The following is a 15616-nucleotide window of genomic DNA, read 5'->3' on the forward strand; positions in this document are numbered from 1 at the left end:
GGCGCTCCCAACATTATCAGAACTTTCAGACCGGACTGACCGGCCATCTGTTTCCGAATTTCATCGGGAAGGGGCTTCTCTGAAATCGAGATTTCCAGAAGCAGACAGACACTCACTGCTACCGAGCGGGATGGACCCAGCTCCAGGCAACTGTTCGAATCTACCTCCCCACACGCTCCGTGTCAACGGCTCCTGTGGGGCGAAGGAGACAGTAGCAGTTCAGCAGGGTCCCCTGCACATCAGGCGGCGGTAGGGACAGTGGCGCTGCGTTCAGCAGCCTCGACGTCGCCCGTGTCACCCGCACGCGCCGCTCGTCCGCCCAGGACGAAGACGTAGGCGAGGAAGGCCAGCTCGGCAACGACCCCGATGGTGATGCGAGCCCAAGTGGGCAGGCCCGAGGGGGTGACGAAGCCTTCTATGGCGCCGGAGATGAACAGGATCAGCGCGAGGCCTATCGCCATGCCCACCGCAGCTCTGCCCTCCTCCGCAAGCGCCGTGCGCCGGGAGCGAGGGCCGGGATCGATCAGGGTCCAGCCGAGACGCAGGCCTGTGCCGGCCGCGACGAAGACCGCCGTGAGTTCGAGGAGGCCGTGCGGGAGCACGAGGCCGAGGAAGGTGTCGAGACGGCCGACCGAAGACATCAGGCCCATGCCGATGCCGAGGTTGAGCATGTTCTGGAACAGGATCCAGAGGACCGGGAGGCCCAGGAAGATCCCCAGGACCAGGCACATGGCGGCTGCCTGGGCGTTGTTCGTCCAGACCTGGGCGGCGAAGGACGCCGCGGGATGGCTCGAGTAGTACGTCTCGTACTGGCCGCCTGGGCGGGTGAGCTCGCGCAGTTCACTGGGGGCCGCGATGGAGGACTGCACCTCGGGGTGGGTGCCGATCCACCAGCCCAGGAGGGCTGCCACGACGGTGGACAGCAGCGCGGTGGGCACCCACCAGTGCCGCGATCGATAGACGGCAGCGGGGAAGCCGTAGGCGAGGAAGCGTGTGACATCGCGCCAGGAGGCGCGGCGGGTTCCTGTGACGGCACTACGCGCGCGTGCCACGAGTTGGCTGAGCCGGCCGGTGAGCTGCGGGTCGGGGGCGCTGGACTGGATCAGCGAGAGGTGGGTGGCGGTGCGCTGGTAGAGGGCGACGAGTTCGTCCGCTTCGGCGCCGTTGAGGCGGCGCTGGCGCCGGAGCAGGGCGTCGAGGCGGTCCCATTCGGCACGGTGGGCGGTGACGAAGACGTCGAGGTCCATCGGTTTGCCTGCTCCTAGGCTGATCGTCGGCGGTCCGTCATGAGTGTCAGCTTGTCGTACTGCGACGCGATGCGCCCTCAGCTTGGCAGACTGGCCGTTGACCAGTCGGGTCAGGGGAAGGACAGCAGGCGTGAGTGAGCTCGTGACGGGCGAGGCGGTGGCGCTTGAGCTGCGCCCTGCGAGGCTGCCCAGCAGGGCGTTGGCCGTGCTGATCGATCTGATCGTGGCCGTGGTCGTGTACATCGCCGTGACCGTCGCCCTGGTGGCCGCTTCCGCTTCTTTGGACGACGCGGCTCAGGTGGCGCTCTCTATCGCCGCGTTCCTGCTCGTACTGGTGGGCGGTCCGATCGCGGTCGAGACGCTCAGCCATGGGCGGTCGCTGGGGAAGCTCGCTGTGGGGCTTCGGGTGGTCCGGGACGACGGCGGGCCCATCCGCTTCCGGCATGCGCTGGTGCGGGGCGCGATCGGTGTGATCGAGATTCTCATGACGTTCGGGGTCGTGGCCTGTATCGCCTCGCTCGTGTCGGCGCGGGGGCGTCGGCTCGGCGACGTGTTCGCGGGGACGCTGGTCGTGCGGGAGCGGATTCCGGTGGGGCCCAGCGGATTCCTGCCGCCGCCTCCGCCCTGGCTGGCCGGCCGGTTCTCCGGGCTCGACCTCTCGGCGGTTCCCGATGGCCTGTGGCTTGCCATCCGTCAGTACCTGACGCGGATGCACCAACTCGACCCGCAGGTTGGCTGGGCCATGGCCGAGCGGCTGGCGTCCGATCTCGCGGCGCATACGGGAACTCCCGCGCCGCAGGACGTGCCGCCGGGCGCGTATCTGGCGGCGGTGGTGCAGGAACGGCAGGCCCGCGAGGCCCGGCGGGCCTACGGCAGCGCCACGACGGCGACCGGGCCGTCTCCTGCGTCGAGGCCGCCCGGCCCTGTGGTCGGACCGCAGGGCGGTTACCCGTATCCCGGGGCGCACGCTGCTCCGTTGGCTCCTCAGCCGCCTGTCCCCTACGACGTCGAGGCGGCTCCGGGCGTGGCGCGCCCTGGGGTTCCGGTGGATGGAGTCTCGTCCGAGAAGTCCTCCGAGGGGCCCCGGCCCGCCGTGCCGCCGGAGGGCAGGCCCGCGTCCGGGTTCGTTCCGCCGGCGTGATTCCGCGGGTCATCGGGCGCCGCTGATGTCAGGTGCGGGAGCGGACACCCGCTGAAGTCTGAGGTCGCTTCAGTCCAGTGGCGGTGCCGGGAACGTCGACGGCGGTGATTCGAGGTCCTCCAGCTCGATCCCCGGGGCCGCGAGGACCACGTCGCCGGCGATGTGCACGGTGTGCTGTTCGCCCGTGTCCAAGGCTGTGACCTGGTATTCCTCCACGGCCAGCGGGCCGTTGTCAGTGGCGTGTGTTTCTCTTTTCAGCAAGGTCCAGGACTGGTCCACGGTGCGCGGGGCGAGGACGGGGTCCGTGAAGGCCACGAGGCGTACGCGGGTTGCTGATGCGGAGGGGGTGAGGCGCAGGAGACGGGTGGTGGCGACCAGGAACGCGGGGGATGTGCCGGTGAAGGCATGGGCGGCGACATTGCCTTCCGTGGCGTGGGCCCCGGTGGGGTCTGTGCGGACCCAGGTGACGCCGTCGAGCGCGGCACCGCGCACCTGCCAGCTCCCGGCGTGCAGTTCGAGGCGGAGAGGGCGGCCGAGTTCGTCGAGGGTGAGGTCGACCGAACCGCTGTGATCACCCGCGGGGGTGGTCAGTTGGGAGACGTAGCGCCAGCCGGACGGGCCGGGGGCGCACTGGAAGTGTTCTTCTGCGAGGGGGGTGTGATCGTGCGGATCGTGGAGCGAATAACGGCCGCGGGGCATGGGGGTCCTGGGTTCTGACGGGCTGTTCCGGCCTGACGGTCACACGGCGAGGGTCACAAGGCCAAAGGGGCAGGCCCCCGACACGGGGGTGCGGGGGCCTGCCTCGGAGGGTCTGCTGCTGTGCCGTACGGCTCAGTAGCGGTAGTGGTCCGACTTGTACGGGCCGTCGACCTCGACGCCGATGTACGCCGCCTGCTCGGGGCGCAGCTGGGTCAGCTTCACGCCGAGCGCGTCCAGGTGGAGGCGAGCGACCTTCTCGTCAAGGTGCTTGGGCAGCACGTAGACGTCGGTCGGGTACTCGTCGGGCTTGGTGAACAGCTCGATCTGGGCCAGGGTCTGGTCCGCGAAGGAGTTGGACATCACGAACGACGGGTGGCCGGTGGCGTTGCCCAGGTTCAGCAGACGGCCCTCGGACAGCACGATGAGCACCTTGCCGTCGGGGAACTTCCAAGTGTGGACCTGCGGCTTGACCTCGTCCTTGACGATGCCGGGGATCTTGGCGAGGCCGGCCATGTCGATCTCGTTGTCGAAGTGACCGATGTTGCCGACGATCGCCTGGTGCTTCATCTTGGCCATGTCCGAGGCCATGATGATGTCCTTGTTGCCCGTCGTGGTGACGAAGATGTCGGCCTTGTCGACGACCTCGTCGAGGGTCGTGACCTGGTAGCCGTCCATCGCCGCCTGCAGAGCGCAGATCGGGTCGATCTCGGTGACGATGACGCGGGCGCCCTGGCCGCGCAGGGACTCCGCGCAGCCCTTGCCCACGTCGCCGTAGCCCAGGACGACCGCGGTCTTGCCGCCGATGAGGACGTCGGTGGCGCGGTTGATGCCGTCGATCAGGGAGTGGCGGCAGCCGTACTTGTTGTCGAACTTCGACTTGGTGACGGCGTCGTTCACGTTGATCGCCGGGAACAGGAGGGCCCCGTCGCGATGCATCTCGTACAGGCGGTGGACGCCTGTCGTGGTCTCCTCGGTCACGCCGCGGATCTCGGAGGCCAGCTGGGTCCACTTCTGCGAGCCGTCCGTGATGGTGCGGTGCAGGAGTTCGAGGACGCAGCGGTGCTCGTCGGACTCGGCGGTGTCGACGGAGGGAACCTTGCCGGCCTTCTCGTACTCGACGCCCTTGTGGACGAGGAGGGTGGCGTCACCGCCGTCGTCCAGGATCATGTTCGGGCCGCCGGTGGGGGTGTTCGGCCAGGTCAGGGCCTGCTCCGTGCACCACCAGTACTCCTCCAGGGTCTCGCCCTTCCAGGCGAAGACCGGGACGCCCTGGGGGTTGTCCACGGTGCCGTTCGGGCCGACGGCGATGGCGGCGGCCGCGTGGTCCTGGGTGGAGAAGATGTTGCAGGACGCCCAGCGGACCTCGGCGCCCAGGGCGACGAGGGTCTCGATGAGGACGGCGGTCTGCACGGTCATGTGCAGGGACCCGGTGACGCGGGCGCCGGCGAGCGGCTGCGTCTCGGCGTACTCCTTGCGGATCGCCATCAGGCCGGGCATCTCGTGCTCGGCGAGGGTGATCTCCTTGCGGCCGAACTCGGCCAGGGAGAGGTCGGCGACTTTGAAGTCCTGTCGGTTGTCGACAGTCGTCATTACGAGCTGCTCCTCGGGGTTGGGGCGCGGTAGTACTGCTGGTCTGCGCGGCGGCGGACACAGGGGTGCCCGAAGAGGACACAGGCATGCCCGGTGCGCGCAGCGCAGTCCGTCGGAGGCCCTCTCTCCCTCGGCCGGCCCGCGTGCGGACCGCCCGACCGCCATCAGCAGCGACGTCTGGCTCCGTCCCAAGCTACACCGGTCGGCCGGGGCACCCCAGTCCGCCTCCGCATACATCAGGCCGATCATGGGCGGCCGCCCGGGACATCGGCGAGGTGCCGTCAGTCGTCCTGACAGTGTGCCGTGACTGCTTCCTGGGTGGTCTGGGCAGGTGAGGGAGGATGCGAAGAGATCGGAAGACCTGATCGATCTTGCGGGGCGTCCGGGACGGCGTTTCCGCGTGACAAAGGCGTGAGGAGATCGATGTGACCAGTCCGGCCGGACCTCCCCCCACGGGCGGCGGCAGCGAGCAGCAGCGGTTGAAGCTGCTCGCGGTGACCGCGTGCCCGACCGGCATCGCCCATACGTATATGGCCGCGGAGAAGCTCGCGCAGGCCGCCGCGAGCCGTGGCATCGACATGAAGGTGGAGACCCAGGGCTCGATCGGGGCTGAAAACGTCCTCGATGACAACGATGTCAATAGTGCGGACGGCGTCATCGTCGCCGCAGACAAGGACGTGGACCTGAGCCGTTTCGTGGGCAAGCGCGTTCTGACCGTGGGGGTGGCGGAAGGGATCCATCACCCCGAGCAGTTGATCGAACGGGTGCGGTCCGCGCCGGTGCACACAGCGGGCGCCACCCCGGCCGCATCGGCATCGGGCGGCGGCAAAGAGCGGAGCGTCGCATACAAGGCGCTGATGAACGGGGTCAGTTACATGATCCCGTTCGTGGTGGTCGGCGGGCTGCTGATCGCGATCTCGCTCTCGCTCGGCGGTCACACCGACCCGTCCGGCGGCCTGGTCATCCCGAAGGACTCCTTCTGGATGGACGTCAACAACATCGGTGTCATCGGCTTCACGCTGATGGTGCCGATCTTGTCCGGATACATCGCCTACGCCATCGGGGACCGGCCCGCCCTCGTGCCTGGCATGATCGGTGGCTGGATCGCGAACACGGGTGACCTGTACGACTCGAAGGCGGGCGCCGGGTTCATCGGGGCGATCGTGACCGGGTTCCTCGCCGGGTATCTGGTGCTGTGGATCAAGAAGGTCAAGGTCCCGAAGTTCGTGCAGCCGATCATGCCGATCATCGTGATCCCCATCGTGGCGACCACGGCGCTGGGGCTGTTCTTCATCTACGTCATCGGGAAGCCGATCTCCTGGGTGTTCGAGCACCTCACCGACTGGCTCAGCGGAATGACGGGCACGAGCGCGATCCTGCTGGGCGCGATTCTGGGGCTGATGATCGCGTTCGACATGGGCGGGCCGGTCAACAAGACGGCCTTCCTGTTCGGCACGGGGCTGATCGCGACCGGCAACCAGACGGTCATAGGGATGTGTGCGGCCGCGATCCCGGTCATGCCGCTCGGGCAGGGACTGGCGACCTTGATACGGAAGCGGCTCTACAGCGAGCAGGAGCGGGAGACCGGTCTGGCCGCACTGTTCATGGGCTGTTTCGGCATCTCCGAGGGTGCGATCCCCTTCGCCGCGGCCCGGCCAGCACAGGTGATTCCGGCCAACATGCTCGGCGGAGCGGTGGCCGGCGCGATCGCCGGTGTCGCCGGGGTCGAGGACGCGGTGCCGCACGGCGGGCCGATCGTCGCGGTGTTGGGCGCGGTGAGCGGGGTGCCGATGTTCTTCGTGGCCGTGTTGATCGGCACCGCGGTCACCGCCCTGACGACGGTCACGTTGGTCGACGTCAGCGAGCGGAGGCGCAAGGGTGCGGCGCCGGTGCCCGGACTGGGCGTGGTCGGGCCGCTCGAGCCCGCGCTGGTCGGGGTGGGCTCCGGTGCGGCGGCCGGTGGAGCCGCCGGTGCCGTGGTGGCGCAGCGGATGGTGGCCTCGCCGAGCGCGCCCGCCGCGGAGGCGGCACCGACCGGGACGCCGAACGTCGGGGGCACCGGCGCCGACAAAAGGGCCACCGCCGACGCTGACACCAAACCCGGCGCCACCCCCACCGCCGAAGCCGACGGCGAAGTCCTCTCCGGCTATCTCACCGAACGGACCGTGAAGGTCGCCCTCGACGCCCATGACAAGGAGGCCGCCGTCCGGGAGATGGCCGAGCTGCTCGCCCGGACCGGCAAGGTGGCCGACCTGGACGAACTGGTCGCCACCGCCTTGCGGCGGGAGGAGCAGGGAACCACCGGGCTCGGGGAGGAGATCGCGATTCCGCATGCCAAGACGGATGCGGTGACCGCGCCTGTCGTCGGGTTCGCGCGGTCCGCAGAGGGTGTCGAGTGGGGTTCGCTGGACGGTACGAAGGCCAGGCTGATCTTCATGATCTCCGTGCCGGAGGCAGCCGCGGGCGATGAACACCTACGGATCCTGGCGCTGCTGTCGCGCAAGTTGATGGACCCCGGGTTCCGGGAGCGACTCATCGCGGCGCCGGACGAGGGGGCGGTACTGGAGGTGCTGAGCGAGGTGCAGTAGCTGCCGGAGCCCCGAGAACCGACGGGGCCCGCCGAGAGAGTCGGCGGGCCCCGTCCTCGTACAGCACTGAAGCCGTAACGCGGCAGACCTCAGTGGCCGGGCGTCGGCTGCTGTGCCGGTCCGCCGGGGGTCGCCTCCCGGTCGGCGCCCTTGGCGGCCTCGGTCTCGCTGTAGATGTCCGGCTCCAGGTAGATGACGCGGGCGATCGGGACGGCCTCGCGGATGCGCGACTCGGCGGCGTTGATCGCGGAGGCGACCTCGGCGGCCGTGTCGTCGTGCTGGACGGCGATCTTGGCGGCGATGAGCAGCTCCTCGGGGCCGAGGTGGAGCGTGCGCATGTGGATGATGCCGGTGACGGTGTGGCCGTCGACGATCGCGGCCTCGATCTTCTGGACCGCCTCGATGCCGGCGGCCTCGCCGAGCAGCAGGGACTTGGTCTCCGCCGCCAGGACGAGGGCGATCAGGATGAGCAGGATGCCGATGCAGAGGGTGCCGATGCCGTCCCAGACGCCGTCGCCGGTGAGCAGGGCCAGGCCGACGCCGCCGAGGGCGAGGACCAGGCCGACGAGTGCGCCGAAGTCCTCCAGGAGGACGACCGGGAGCTCGGGTGCCTTGGCGCGGCGCACGAACTCCTTCCAGGAGAGGTTGCCGCGCAGCGGGTTGGACTCCCTGATGGCCGTCCGGAAGGAGAAGCCCTCGGCGATGATCGCGAAGACGAGGACGCCCACCGGCCAGTACCAGTGCTCGATCTCGTGCGGGTGCTTGATCTTCTCGTAGCCCTCGTAGACGGCGAACATGCCGCCGACCGAGAAGAGGACGATCGAGACCAGGAAGGCGTAGATGTAACGCTCGCGGCCGTACCCGAAGGGGTGTTGCGGGGTGGCCTCGCGCTGGGCCTTCTTGCCGCCGACCAGCAGCAGGAACTGGTTTCCGGAGTCGGCGAGGGAGTGCACGCCCTCGGCGAGCATCGACGAGGAGCCGCTGAACGCGAACGCCACGAACTTCGATGCCGCGATCGCGAGGTTGGCGCCGAGTGCCGCCACGATCGCCTTGGTTCCGCCTGACGCGCTCATCTGCTCGCGTTGTCCCTTCGCCTCAAGTGCCTTTACGCCCGTCCAGGCCTTTGCTCGTCCTTTGCCGGGGCCATTCTTGCAGCCCCGCCCGGCACGGACGTCTCAGCCGTCCACAGGCCCGGTCATACGATCACACGTCACGGTCACACGATCACCGTTGCCCGGAAGACCGTGCCCGTGCCGGCCACCTCGGCCCTCTCGCCCGCCGGTACGAACACCGACTGGCCGGGGCCCAGTTCGTGTTCCCCGGCTCGCACGGAACCTGCCGTGCAGAGCAGGATCTGTGGCGTCGGGCGGGTCAGGTCGTGAGTGGCGCCGCCTTCGGGAAGGACGTAGCGGGAGAGCCGGAACTCGTCGATGGGGGTCTCGTAGACCTCCTCGCCGTCGGGGGACGCTTCGGGGCGCAGGACGCCCGGGTCGGCGGCTTCGAAGCGGACGATGCGCAGGAGTTCGGGGACGTCGACGTGCTTGGGGGTCAGGCCGCAGCGCAGGACGTTGTCGGAGTTGGCCATGATCTCGACGCCGAGGCCGCTCAGGTAGGCGTGCGGGATGCCCGCGCCGAGGAACAGGGCCTCGCCGGGCTGGAGTCGGACGTGGTTGAGGAGCATCGCGGCGATGACGCCCGGGTCGCCGGGGTAGTGGTGGGCGATGTCGGCGTACGGGGCGTGGTCGCCGCCGAGGCGGGCGCAGGCGGCCGCGGCCTCGGTGACCGTGTGGGCCATCTCCGCGCGGTCGGCGGTCAGGACGGCCGTCAGGACCTCCCGCAGGGCCGCCTCCTCGGGGCGGGCGTGCAGGAGGTCGACGTACGGCTTGAGGGAGTCGACGCCGAGCGCGTCGAGCAGTTCGGCCGCGCGCGCGGGTTCGCGGAAGCCGCACAGGCCGTCGAACTCGGTGAGGGCGCAGATCAGTTCGGGCTTGTGGTTGGCGTCCTTATAGTTGCGGTGGCCGGCGTCCACGGGGATGCCGCGGCGCTCCTCGTCGTCGTAGCCCTCTTTCGCCTGGGCGAGGTCGGGGTGTACCTGGAGGGAGAGCGGGGCGCCCGCGGCGAGGATCTTGAGCAGGAAGGGCAGCCGGGGGCCGAACTTGGCGACGGCCTCGGCACCGAGTTCCTTCGCCGGGTCCGCGGCGATGACCTCGACGAGCGTGCCCCGGCCGGTGCGTGAGGGGGCTCCCGGGTGGGCGCCCATCCACATCTCCGCCTGCGGTTCACCGGTCGGCCGGACGCCGAGGAGTTCGGGGATGGCGGTGGGGGAACCCCAGGCGTAGGGGCGGATGGTGTTGTCGAGGCGGTCCATCAGGCTCTTTCCGTACGTACGACTTTCAGGGCGTCCTGGGCAACGTCAGGCCCCCGAGGCGAGCGCCAGGTAAACGGCGGCGAAATCCGTGACGGCGATCAGTTCCGCGAGGGTCTCGATCTCGCCGCCGGACTCCGGTTCCAGCTCGCTGATCGGCGTGTCGTGGTTGAGGGCCAGGTCACGGGCGGCCGGAGCGGCGCTGAGACCGCCGATCGGACGGTCGCGAAGGAGCACCACGCGCGCGTGCAGCGCGGGAGCTTCCTCGACGCGGTCGCGGAAGAAGTCGTCCGGGTCGGCGCTGGCGGCCAGCGGCCCGGCGAGCAGCGTGCTGTGCGCGGCGAGGGCCTCGGGCAGTTCGGAGACCACGGCGGGGCGTCCGGAGAGCTCGGCGAGAGCGGCGGCGAAACGGCGGCCCGCGGGCCCTGCGGAGGTGCCCTCGGTCCAGATCACCGGGAGCGCGTCGGCGAGTTCGGCGGCGAGGGTCTTGGCCGCGTTGCTGTAGGTCGCGATGGCGGGGCCGCAGCGCTCGGCGATGTGGTCGAGGCGGTCGGCGATCTTCTCGAGCGTTTCAGGCGGGGCGGTGAGCAGGCCGGTGCGGTCGAGGATCGCGAGGAGCGGCGTGAGCAGGGCCCACAGGACGCCGGGGGCGGATGCGGTGAGGGGGGTGGCCTGCTCGTAAGGGGCCGTGGCCATGGGCACGAACAGGCCGTGCGCGCCCTCGACCGCCTCGCTGAGCGGGGTGCGGGCGGGCGCCACCGCGACGACCGTGCAGCCGCGGCGATAGGCCTGGTCGGCGAGCAGGGACAGGCCTGGTTCGGTGCCGTCGGGGGTGGCGATCAGAAGCAGGTCGACCGAGCCCGCCCAACCGGGGAGTTCCCAGCGCAGGGCGCCCGCGGCGGGGGCGACTCCGGTGGGGGCGAGGCGGGTGACGGGGCTGCCGGCGCCGGCGAGTGTGCCGAGGAGGTCGGCGGCGCAGGTGGCGGCGGCGCCGGGCCCTGCGATGAGGACGGCACGGGGGCGGCCGTCGGGCTTGAGGTCGTTCACCCCCGCTTCGGCTGCGTGCCGGGCTGCTGTGCGGACGCGGGCGCCGGCCTCTGCGGCGCCGCGGAGCAGGCCTCGGCGGTCGGCCTCCGAGAGGGCCTCGGGGGTGTCTAGCAGCGATTCGTCGAGCATGGGGCGGCAGCCTCCGATCGCCGGGTCTCCGGGGACGCCGGGTTGTCGCTTCGCCGGGTCGTCGGTCGCGCGGGCCGGGACACCGGTGGTCGCTGTGTCGTTGTCGCTCTTACGGCAGCTGGGGCGCTGTCTCGCCTACGGCGGCAGCGGGGCGCTCACGCGGGGCGGCGGGCCTCATCGACGAGGAGGACGGGGATGCCGTCGCGGACCGGGTATGCCAGGCCGCAGTCCTGGCCGGTGCAGATCAGCTCGGTGTCCTGCTCCTTGAGGGGGGCGTGACAGGCCGGGCAGGCGAGGATCTCCAGGAGGCCGGCTTCGAGCGGCATGGGGGTTCCCTTCGGGGGCGTTACGGCTGCATGTGCGGATGTGCCTGGTCAGGGTACCGCCGGGGAGAGGGGGGCGCCGGGGTTGGGGCGAGTCGCGGTTTTCGGCCCAACCCCGCGTCCCGTCAGGCTCTGATGATCGCCAGTACCTCGTCGCGTATCTTCGCCGTCGTCGCCTCGTCCCTCGCCTCCGCGTTGAGGCGCAGGAGGGGTTCCGTGTTGGAGGGGCGGACGTTGAACCACCAGTCGGACGTGGTGACTGTGAGGCCGTCGAGCTCGTCGAGTTGTACGCCCTCCCGGCCCTCGTAGGCCGCCTTGATCGCGGCCAGGCGGTCCGTCTGGTCGGCGACCGTGGAGTTGATCTCGCCGGAGCCGACGTAACGGTCGTACTGGGCAACCAGGGACGAGAGCGGGCCTTCCTGGCCGCCCAGTGCGGCGAGGACGTGGAGGGCCGCCAGCATGCCCGTGTCCGCGTTCCAGAAGTCCTTGAAGTAGTAGTGCGCCGAGTGCTCGCCGCCGAAGATCGCGCCGGTCCTCGCCATCTCGGCCTTGATGAAGGAGTGGCCCACGCGCGTGCGTACCGGTGTGCCGCCGTTCTCCTTGACGACCTCCGGGACCGACCAGGACGTGATCAGGTTGTGGATGACCGTGCCCTTGCCGCCGTGCCGGGCGAGCTCGCGGGAGGCCACCAGGGCGGTGATGGCGGACGGGGAGACCGGGTTTCCGCGCTCGTCGACGACGAAGCAGCGGTCGGCGTCGCCGTCGAAGGCTATGCCGAGGTCGGCCCCCTCCTCGCGGACCCGCTTCTGGAGGTCGACGATGTTCGCCGGGTCGAGGGGGTTGGCCTCGTGGTTCGGGAACGTGCCGTCCAGTTCGAAGTACATCGGGACGACGTCCAGAGGCAGGCCCGCGAACACCGTCGGGACGGTGTGGCCGCCCATGCCGTTGCCCGCGTCCACGACGACCTTCAGGGGGCGGATGGAGGTCAGGTCGACGAGGGAGCGCAGGTGGGCCGCGTAGTCGTCCAGCGTGTCCCGCTGCGTGATCGTGCCGGTCCCCGCGGCCGCTTCCGGGGCGCCCGCCTCGCTCCACCGCTCGACCAGTTCGCGGATCTCGGCGAGGCCGGTGTCCTGGCCGACCGGGGCCGCGCCGGCCCGGGACATCTTGATGCCGTTGTACTGGGCGGGGTTGTGGGAGGCCGTGAACATCGCGCCCGGAAGGTTCAGCGCGCCGGAGGCGTAGTACAGCTGGTCGGTCGAGCAGAGGCCGATCTCGGTGACGTCCACGCCGCGGGCGGCCGCTCCGCGCGCGAAGGCCCGCGACAGTCCCGGGGACGTGGGCCGCATGTCGTGGCCGGTCACGATCGCGCTCGCCCCGGTCACCTGGACGAAGGCGGCGCCGAAAAGCTCGGCCAGCTTCTCGTCCCACTGGTCGGGAACGACCCCGCGCACGTCGTACGCCTTCACGAGCTGTGACAGATCAGCCACGGCCAACCCTTCTGAAAGTCCTGTCGGTCACCACAAACTACCCGTAGCCACTGACAGTGGGTGGTGCGGGAGCCGAGCCGTTACCTGAGGTCAGACGGCGCTGAGGGCGTCAGGGCAGCATCCAGCCCAGCACCGGTGAGCTCTGTCCGACCACGATCAGGCACATCACCAGCAGCAGTCCGAGACTCCAGGGCAGCACCTTGCGCAGCAGGTCCCCCTCGCGGCCCGCGAGCCCGACGGCCGCGCAGGCGATGGTGAGGTTCTGCGGCGAGAGCATCTTGCCGAGCACCCCGCCCGAGCTGTTGGCGGCGGCCAGCAGCTCCGGGGAGAGCCCGGACTCCCGCGCGGCGGTCACCTGCAACGCCCCGAACAGCGCGTTGGCCGAGGTGTCAGAACCGGAGACGGCCACTCCGAACCAGCCCAGTACCGGTGACAGGAAGGCCAGTCCGGCGCCCGCGGCCGCCACGAAGTGGCCGATGGTGGCGGCCTGTCCGGAGAGGTTCATGACATACGCGAGCGCCGGCACGGACGTCACGGTCAGGATCGCGAACCTCAACTCATGGACGGTCGCCACCCATTCACGGACCGCCACGCGCGCGTGCACGCCGAGCACGAGGGCCGTCAGGATCCCCGCGAGCAGCACGAGGGTGCCACCGGTGGAGACGATCGGCCAGGTGAAGAGGTTGCCGCCGACCGGATCCCCGTCGGGATTCAGGACGTTGAGGAAGGGCCAGTCGTACGTCCGGGTCGCTTTCGCCAGCCAGTCCTTGACGGCCGGGATCTGGGCGACGGAGAAGATCACGACGATCAGCGCGTACGGGGCGTAGGCGCGCAGGACTTCACCGCGCGGGTCCGCCTCGTCGAGGTCCTCGCTGCGCGCGCCGGTCAGCACGGACGCGCGTACGGACTCGTCGGCCGGTACGCGCGCGTGCGGTACGGCGACCAGGGCACCCGCTCCGGCCAAGGCGGCCCCGATGTCGGCGAGTTGCGCGGAGACGTAGTTGGAGGCCGCGAACTGGGCGACGGCGAAGGCGATTCCGCAGACCAGGGCGGGTACCCAGGTCTCGCGCAGGCCCCGTTTGCCGTCGACCAGGAAGACCAGCACCAGGGGCACCACGAGGGCCAGCAAGGGCGTCTGACGGCCCACCACGGACGCCACGTTGTCCAACGGCAGCCCGGTGACCTGCGCGAGGGTCACGACCGGTGTGCCCATCGCGCCGAAGGCCACCGGGGCGGTGTTGGCGACCAGCGCGACAACCGCCGCGCGCACCGGGTCGAAGCCGAGGGCGACGAGCATGACCGAGCAGATCGCGACCGGTGCGCCGAACCCGGCGAGGGCCTCCAGGAGCGCGCCGAAGCAGAAGGCGACGACGAGGGCCTGGATGCGGACGGTCATCCGGTACACCCACAGGGCGTTGACGACGATCCACAGGATGGGGAAGAGCCCGAAGGCGGCCCCCTGTGCGGCGCTGGAGACGGTCTGGCCCAGCGGCATGCGTAGCGAGCCAGGTGACCAGAGCGGCCGCCAGAAGGCCGGTGAGGCCCGCCAGGTGCGCCTTCATGCGGACGCCGCCGAGCAGGACGAGGACGATCACCAGGGGCAGAGCCGCCACCAGGGCGGACAGCCCGAGCGAGTCGGCTACGGGGTCGAGTTCCTGGACGTACACGGGCGCCTCCCCGATTCCGTCACGTGGAAAGCGATTTCTCACTGCGCCGCACGGAATGGTCGTGTTCGCGCCAAGTCCACGTCAATGGGCGTGCGTCACCGAGCGAAGAGAGCGCCGAACGCGCCCAGAAGACGGGTCAGTTGTCGGGAGAGCGCAGGACCCGCAGATGGCCGCGGCGCGCGACCTCCATCGGGTCGGCCGCGCGAGCTCCGCCACCGGCTTGGCCGGCACGCTCCTGCGGACGGGCCGCCTCGCGCACGGCGTTGGCAAGCGCTTCCAGGTCGTCCCCGCTGGGCCGGGCCGGGGCCGAGGCGTCGAGGAGCCTGACGACCTCCCAGCCGCGCGGGGCGGTGAGGCGCTCGGAGTGCTCGGCGCACAGGTCGTAGCAGTGGGGTTCGGCGTAGGTGGCGAGCGGGCCGAGGACCGCGGTCGAGTCGGCGTAGACGTACGTCAGCGTCGCGACGGCGGGACGGCCGCAAGCGGTGCGCGAACAGCGACGTACAGGGCTCACGACGTTGGACGGTACCGCACTCTTGAACGGGCCGCGACGACTCTCCCCCAGGTCACCCCACCGTGTCGTGCTGTGAAACGCCCCACACGGCACTTCCGTCACACCGCGATGACCTGCATGGACACCCGCTTTCGAGGGGCCGAACACACCTGAAACCGATCATCAGTTGGTACAAACCATGTCAATTGCCTTGAGATCGACGGTCTCGCAGAGCTACGGATTCGAGCCCAACCTTGGCTGGAATGGTCAACTGCCGACATGCCGTACGAGGTGGCCGTACGTCGTTTCGGGCCGCTTCCGGGGTACCGCGTGGGCGGCGGGCGCGGGGGTGCGGCGAGGATTACCCTTCACCAGTGATGGACAACCCTGTACCGCCCCGCGCCACCGGCCCCGGGCCCCGCCGCCGTGATCGCCACGGACGGGGCATGCGCGGCCCGATCGCCCCGCCGCAGGTGCCGCTCGCCGCGAGTCGAGCCGAGGCGTTCGCGGATCTGGTGCAGGACTCCGTGGAGCGCCTGGAGCGGCGCTGGCCGCAGCTCGCCGAGATCGATTTCCTGGTCCTGGAGGTGCCTCGGCTGGACGGACAGTCCTGGAACGACGAGGCGGTGCCGCTCGGCGGGACGATTCCGGCGCGTGAGGGACGCCCCGCGCGCGTGGTCGTCTACCGGCGGCCGGTGGAGATCCGCACCAAGGGGCGCGACGAGCGGGCGGCGCTGGTCCACGAGATCGTCGTGGAGCAGGTGGCCGAGCTGCTGGGGCTCACTCCGGAGACGGTGGATCCGCGGTACGGCGAGGACTGAACCGCCCGCGGATCACCCCGGG

At 70.2% G+C, this 15616-nt stretch carries 12 protein-coding genes and 1 pseudogene; 3 read left to right on the forward strand and 10 right to left on the reverse strand.

Annotation, left to right across the window (positions count from 1 at the left end):
* Positions 1 to 239: 239 nt before the first annotated feature.
* Positions 240 to 1247 (reverse strand): stage II sporulation protein M, encoded by a 1008-nt coding sequence (locus tag AQJ46_RS16790; RefSeq protein ID WP_059206369.1) that lies wholly within the window; start codon positions 1245 to 1247, stop codon positions 240 to 242.
* 130 nt (positions 1248 to 1377) lie between these two features.
* Here AQJ46_RS16790 and AQJ46_RS16795 point away from each other — a divergent pair, with 130 nt between their 5' ends.
* Positions 1378 to 2388, forward strand: coding sequence for an RDD family protein (locus tag AQJ46_RS16795; protein WP_059206370.1), 1011 nt, complete (start codon positions 1378 to 1380; stop codon positions 2386 to 2388).
* 69 nt (positions 2389 to 2457) lie between these two features.
* Here AQJ46_RS16795 and AQJ46_RS16800 read toward each other — a convergent pair whose 3' ends face one another.
* Entirely contained in the window at positions 2458 to 3087 is a 630-nt protein-coding gene (locus tag AQJ46_RS16800) for a hypothetical protein (RefSeq protein ID WP_059206371.1), read from the reverse strand.
* 132 nt (positions 3088 to 3219) lie between these two features.
* Positions 3220 to 4677 (reverse strand): adenosylhomocysteinase, encoded by a 1458-nt coding sequence (gene ahcY, locus AQJ46_RS16805; protein ID WP_059206372.1) that lies wholly within the window; start codon positions 4675 to 4677, stop codon positions 3220 to 3222.
* 425 nt (positions 4678 to 5102) lie between these two features.
* Here ahcY and AQJ46_RS16810 point away from each other — a divergent pair, with 425 nt between their 5' ends.
* A complete protein-coding gene (locus tag AQJ46_RS16810) occupies positions 5103 to 7265 on the forward strand; it encodes a fructose-specific PTS transporter subunit EIIC (protein ID WP_059206373.1) in 2163 nt (720 codons plus the stop codon).
* Between the two features lie 89 nt (positions 7266 to 7354).
* Here the strand turns inward: AQJ46_RS16810 and AQJ46_RS16815 are convergent, their stop codons facing one another.
* The 7 genes and pseudogenes from AQJ46_RS16815 to AQJ46_RS16840 all read right to left on the reverse strand — a co-directional run bounded on the left by AQJ46_RS16815 (position 7355) and on the right by AQJ46_RS16840 (position 14794).
* Positions 7355 to 8338 carry a cation diffusion facilitator family transporter gene (locus AQJ46_RS16815; RefSeq protein ID WP_057611538.1) on the reverse strand — a complete coding sequence of 328 codons (984 nt, stop codon included), beginning with the start codon at positions 8336 to 8338 and terminating at the stop codon, positions 7355 to 7357.
* Between the two features lie 143 nt (positions 8339 to 8481).
* Positions 8482 to 9633 (reverse strand): mannose-6-phosphate isomerase, class I, encoded by a 1152-nt coding sequence (gene manA, locus AQJ46_RS16820; RefSeq protein WP_059206374.1) that lies wholly within the window; start codon positions 9631 to 9633, stop codon positions 8482 to 8484.
* Positions 9634 to 9678: 45 nt separating this feature from the next.
* Positions 9679 to 10806: an SIS domain-containing protein gene (locus AQJ46_RS16825; protein ID WP_059206375.1), complete on the reverse strand. Its 1128-nt coding sequence runs from the start codon at positions 10804 to 10806 to the stop codon at positions 9679 to 9681.
* A 155-nt stretch (positions 10807 to 10961) separates the two neighbouring features.
* Positions 10962 to 11132, reverse strand: coding sequence for a Trm112 family protein (locus AQJ46_RS52200; RefSeq protein WP_007382472.1), 171 nt, complete (start codon positions 11130 to 11132; stop codon positions 10962 to 10964).
* Positions 11133 to 11254: 122 nt separating this feature from the next.
* On the reverse strand, positions 11255 to 12622 hold the full coding sequence (locus AQJ46_RS16830) for a phosphomannomutase/phosphoglucomutase (RefSeq protein ID WP_199873741.1): 1368 nt from the start codon (positions 12620 to 12622) through the stop codon (positions 11255 to 11257).
* A 103-nt stretch (positions 12623 to 12725) separates the two neighbouring features.
* Positions 12726 to 14283: pseudogene (locus tag AQJ46_RS16835) on the reverse strand (L-lactate permease).
* 136 nt (positions 14284 to 14419) lie between these two features.
* The gene (locus AQJ46_RS16840; RefSeq protein WP_057611542.1) at positions 14420 to 14794 is read right to left on the reverse strand and encodes a DUF3499 domain-containing protein; all 375 of its coding nucleotides are present in this window, start codon (positions 14792 to 14794) and stop codon (positions 14420 to 14422) included.
* A gap of 356 nt (positions 14795 to 15150) precedes the next feature.
* Here AQJ46_RS16840 and AQJ46_RS16845 point away from each other — a divergent pair, with 356 nt between their 5' ends.
* Positions 15151 to 15594 carry a metallopeptidase family protein gene (locus AQJ46_RS16845; protein ID WP_079072306.1) on the forward strand — a complete coding sequence of 148 codons (444 nt, stop codon included), beginning with the start codon at positions 15151 to 15153 and terminating at the stop codon, positions 15592 to 15594.
* Positions 15595 to 15616: the final 22 nt, after the last annotated feature.

The organism is Streptomyces canus (genome assembly GCF_001514145.1).
GTDB classification, from domain to species: Bacteria; Actinomycetota; Actinomycetes; order Streptomycetales; family Streptomycetaceae; genus Streptomyces; species Streptomyces canus.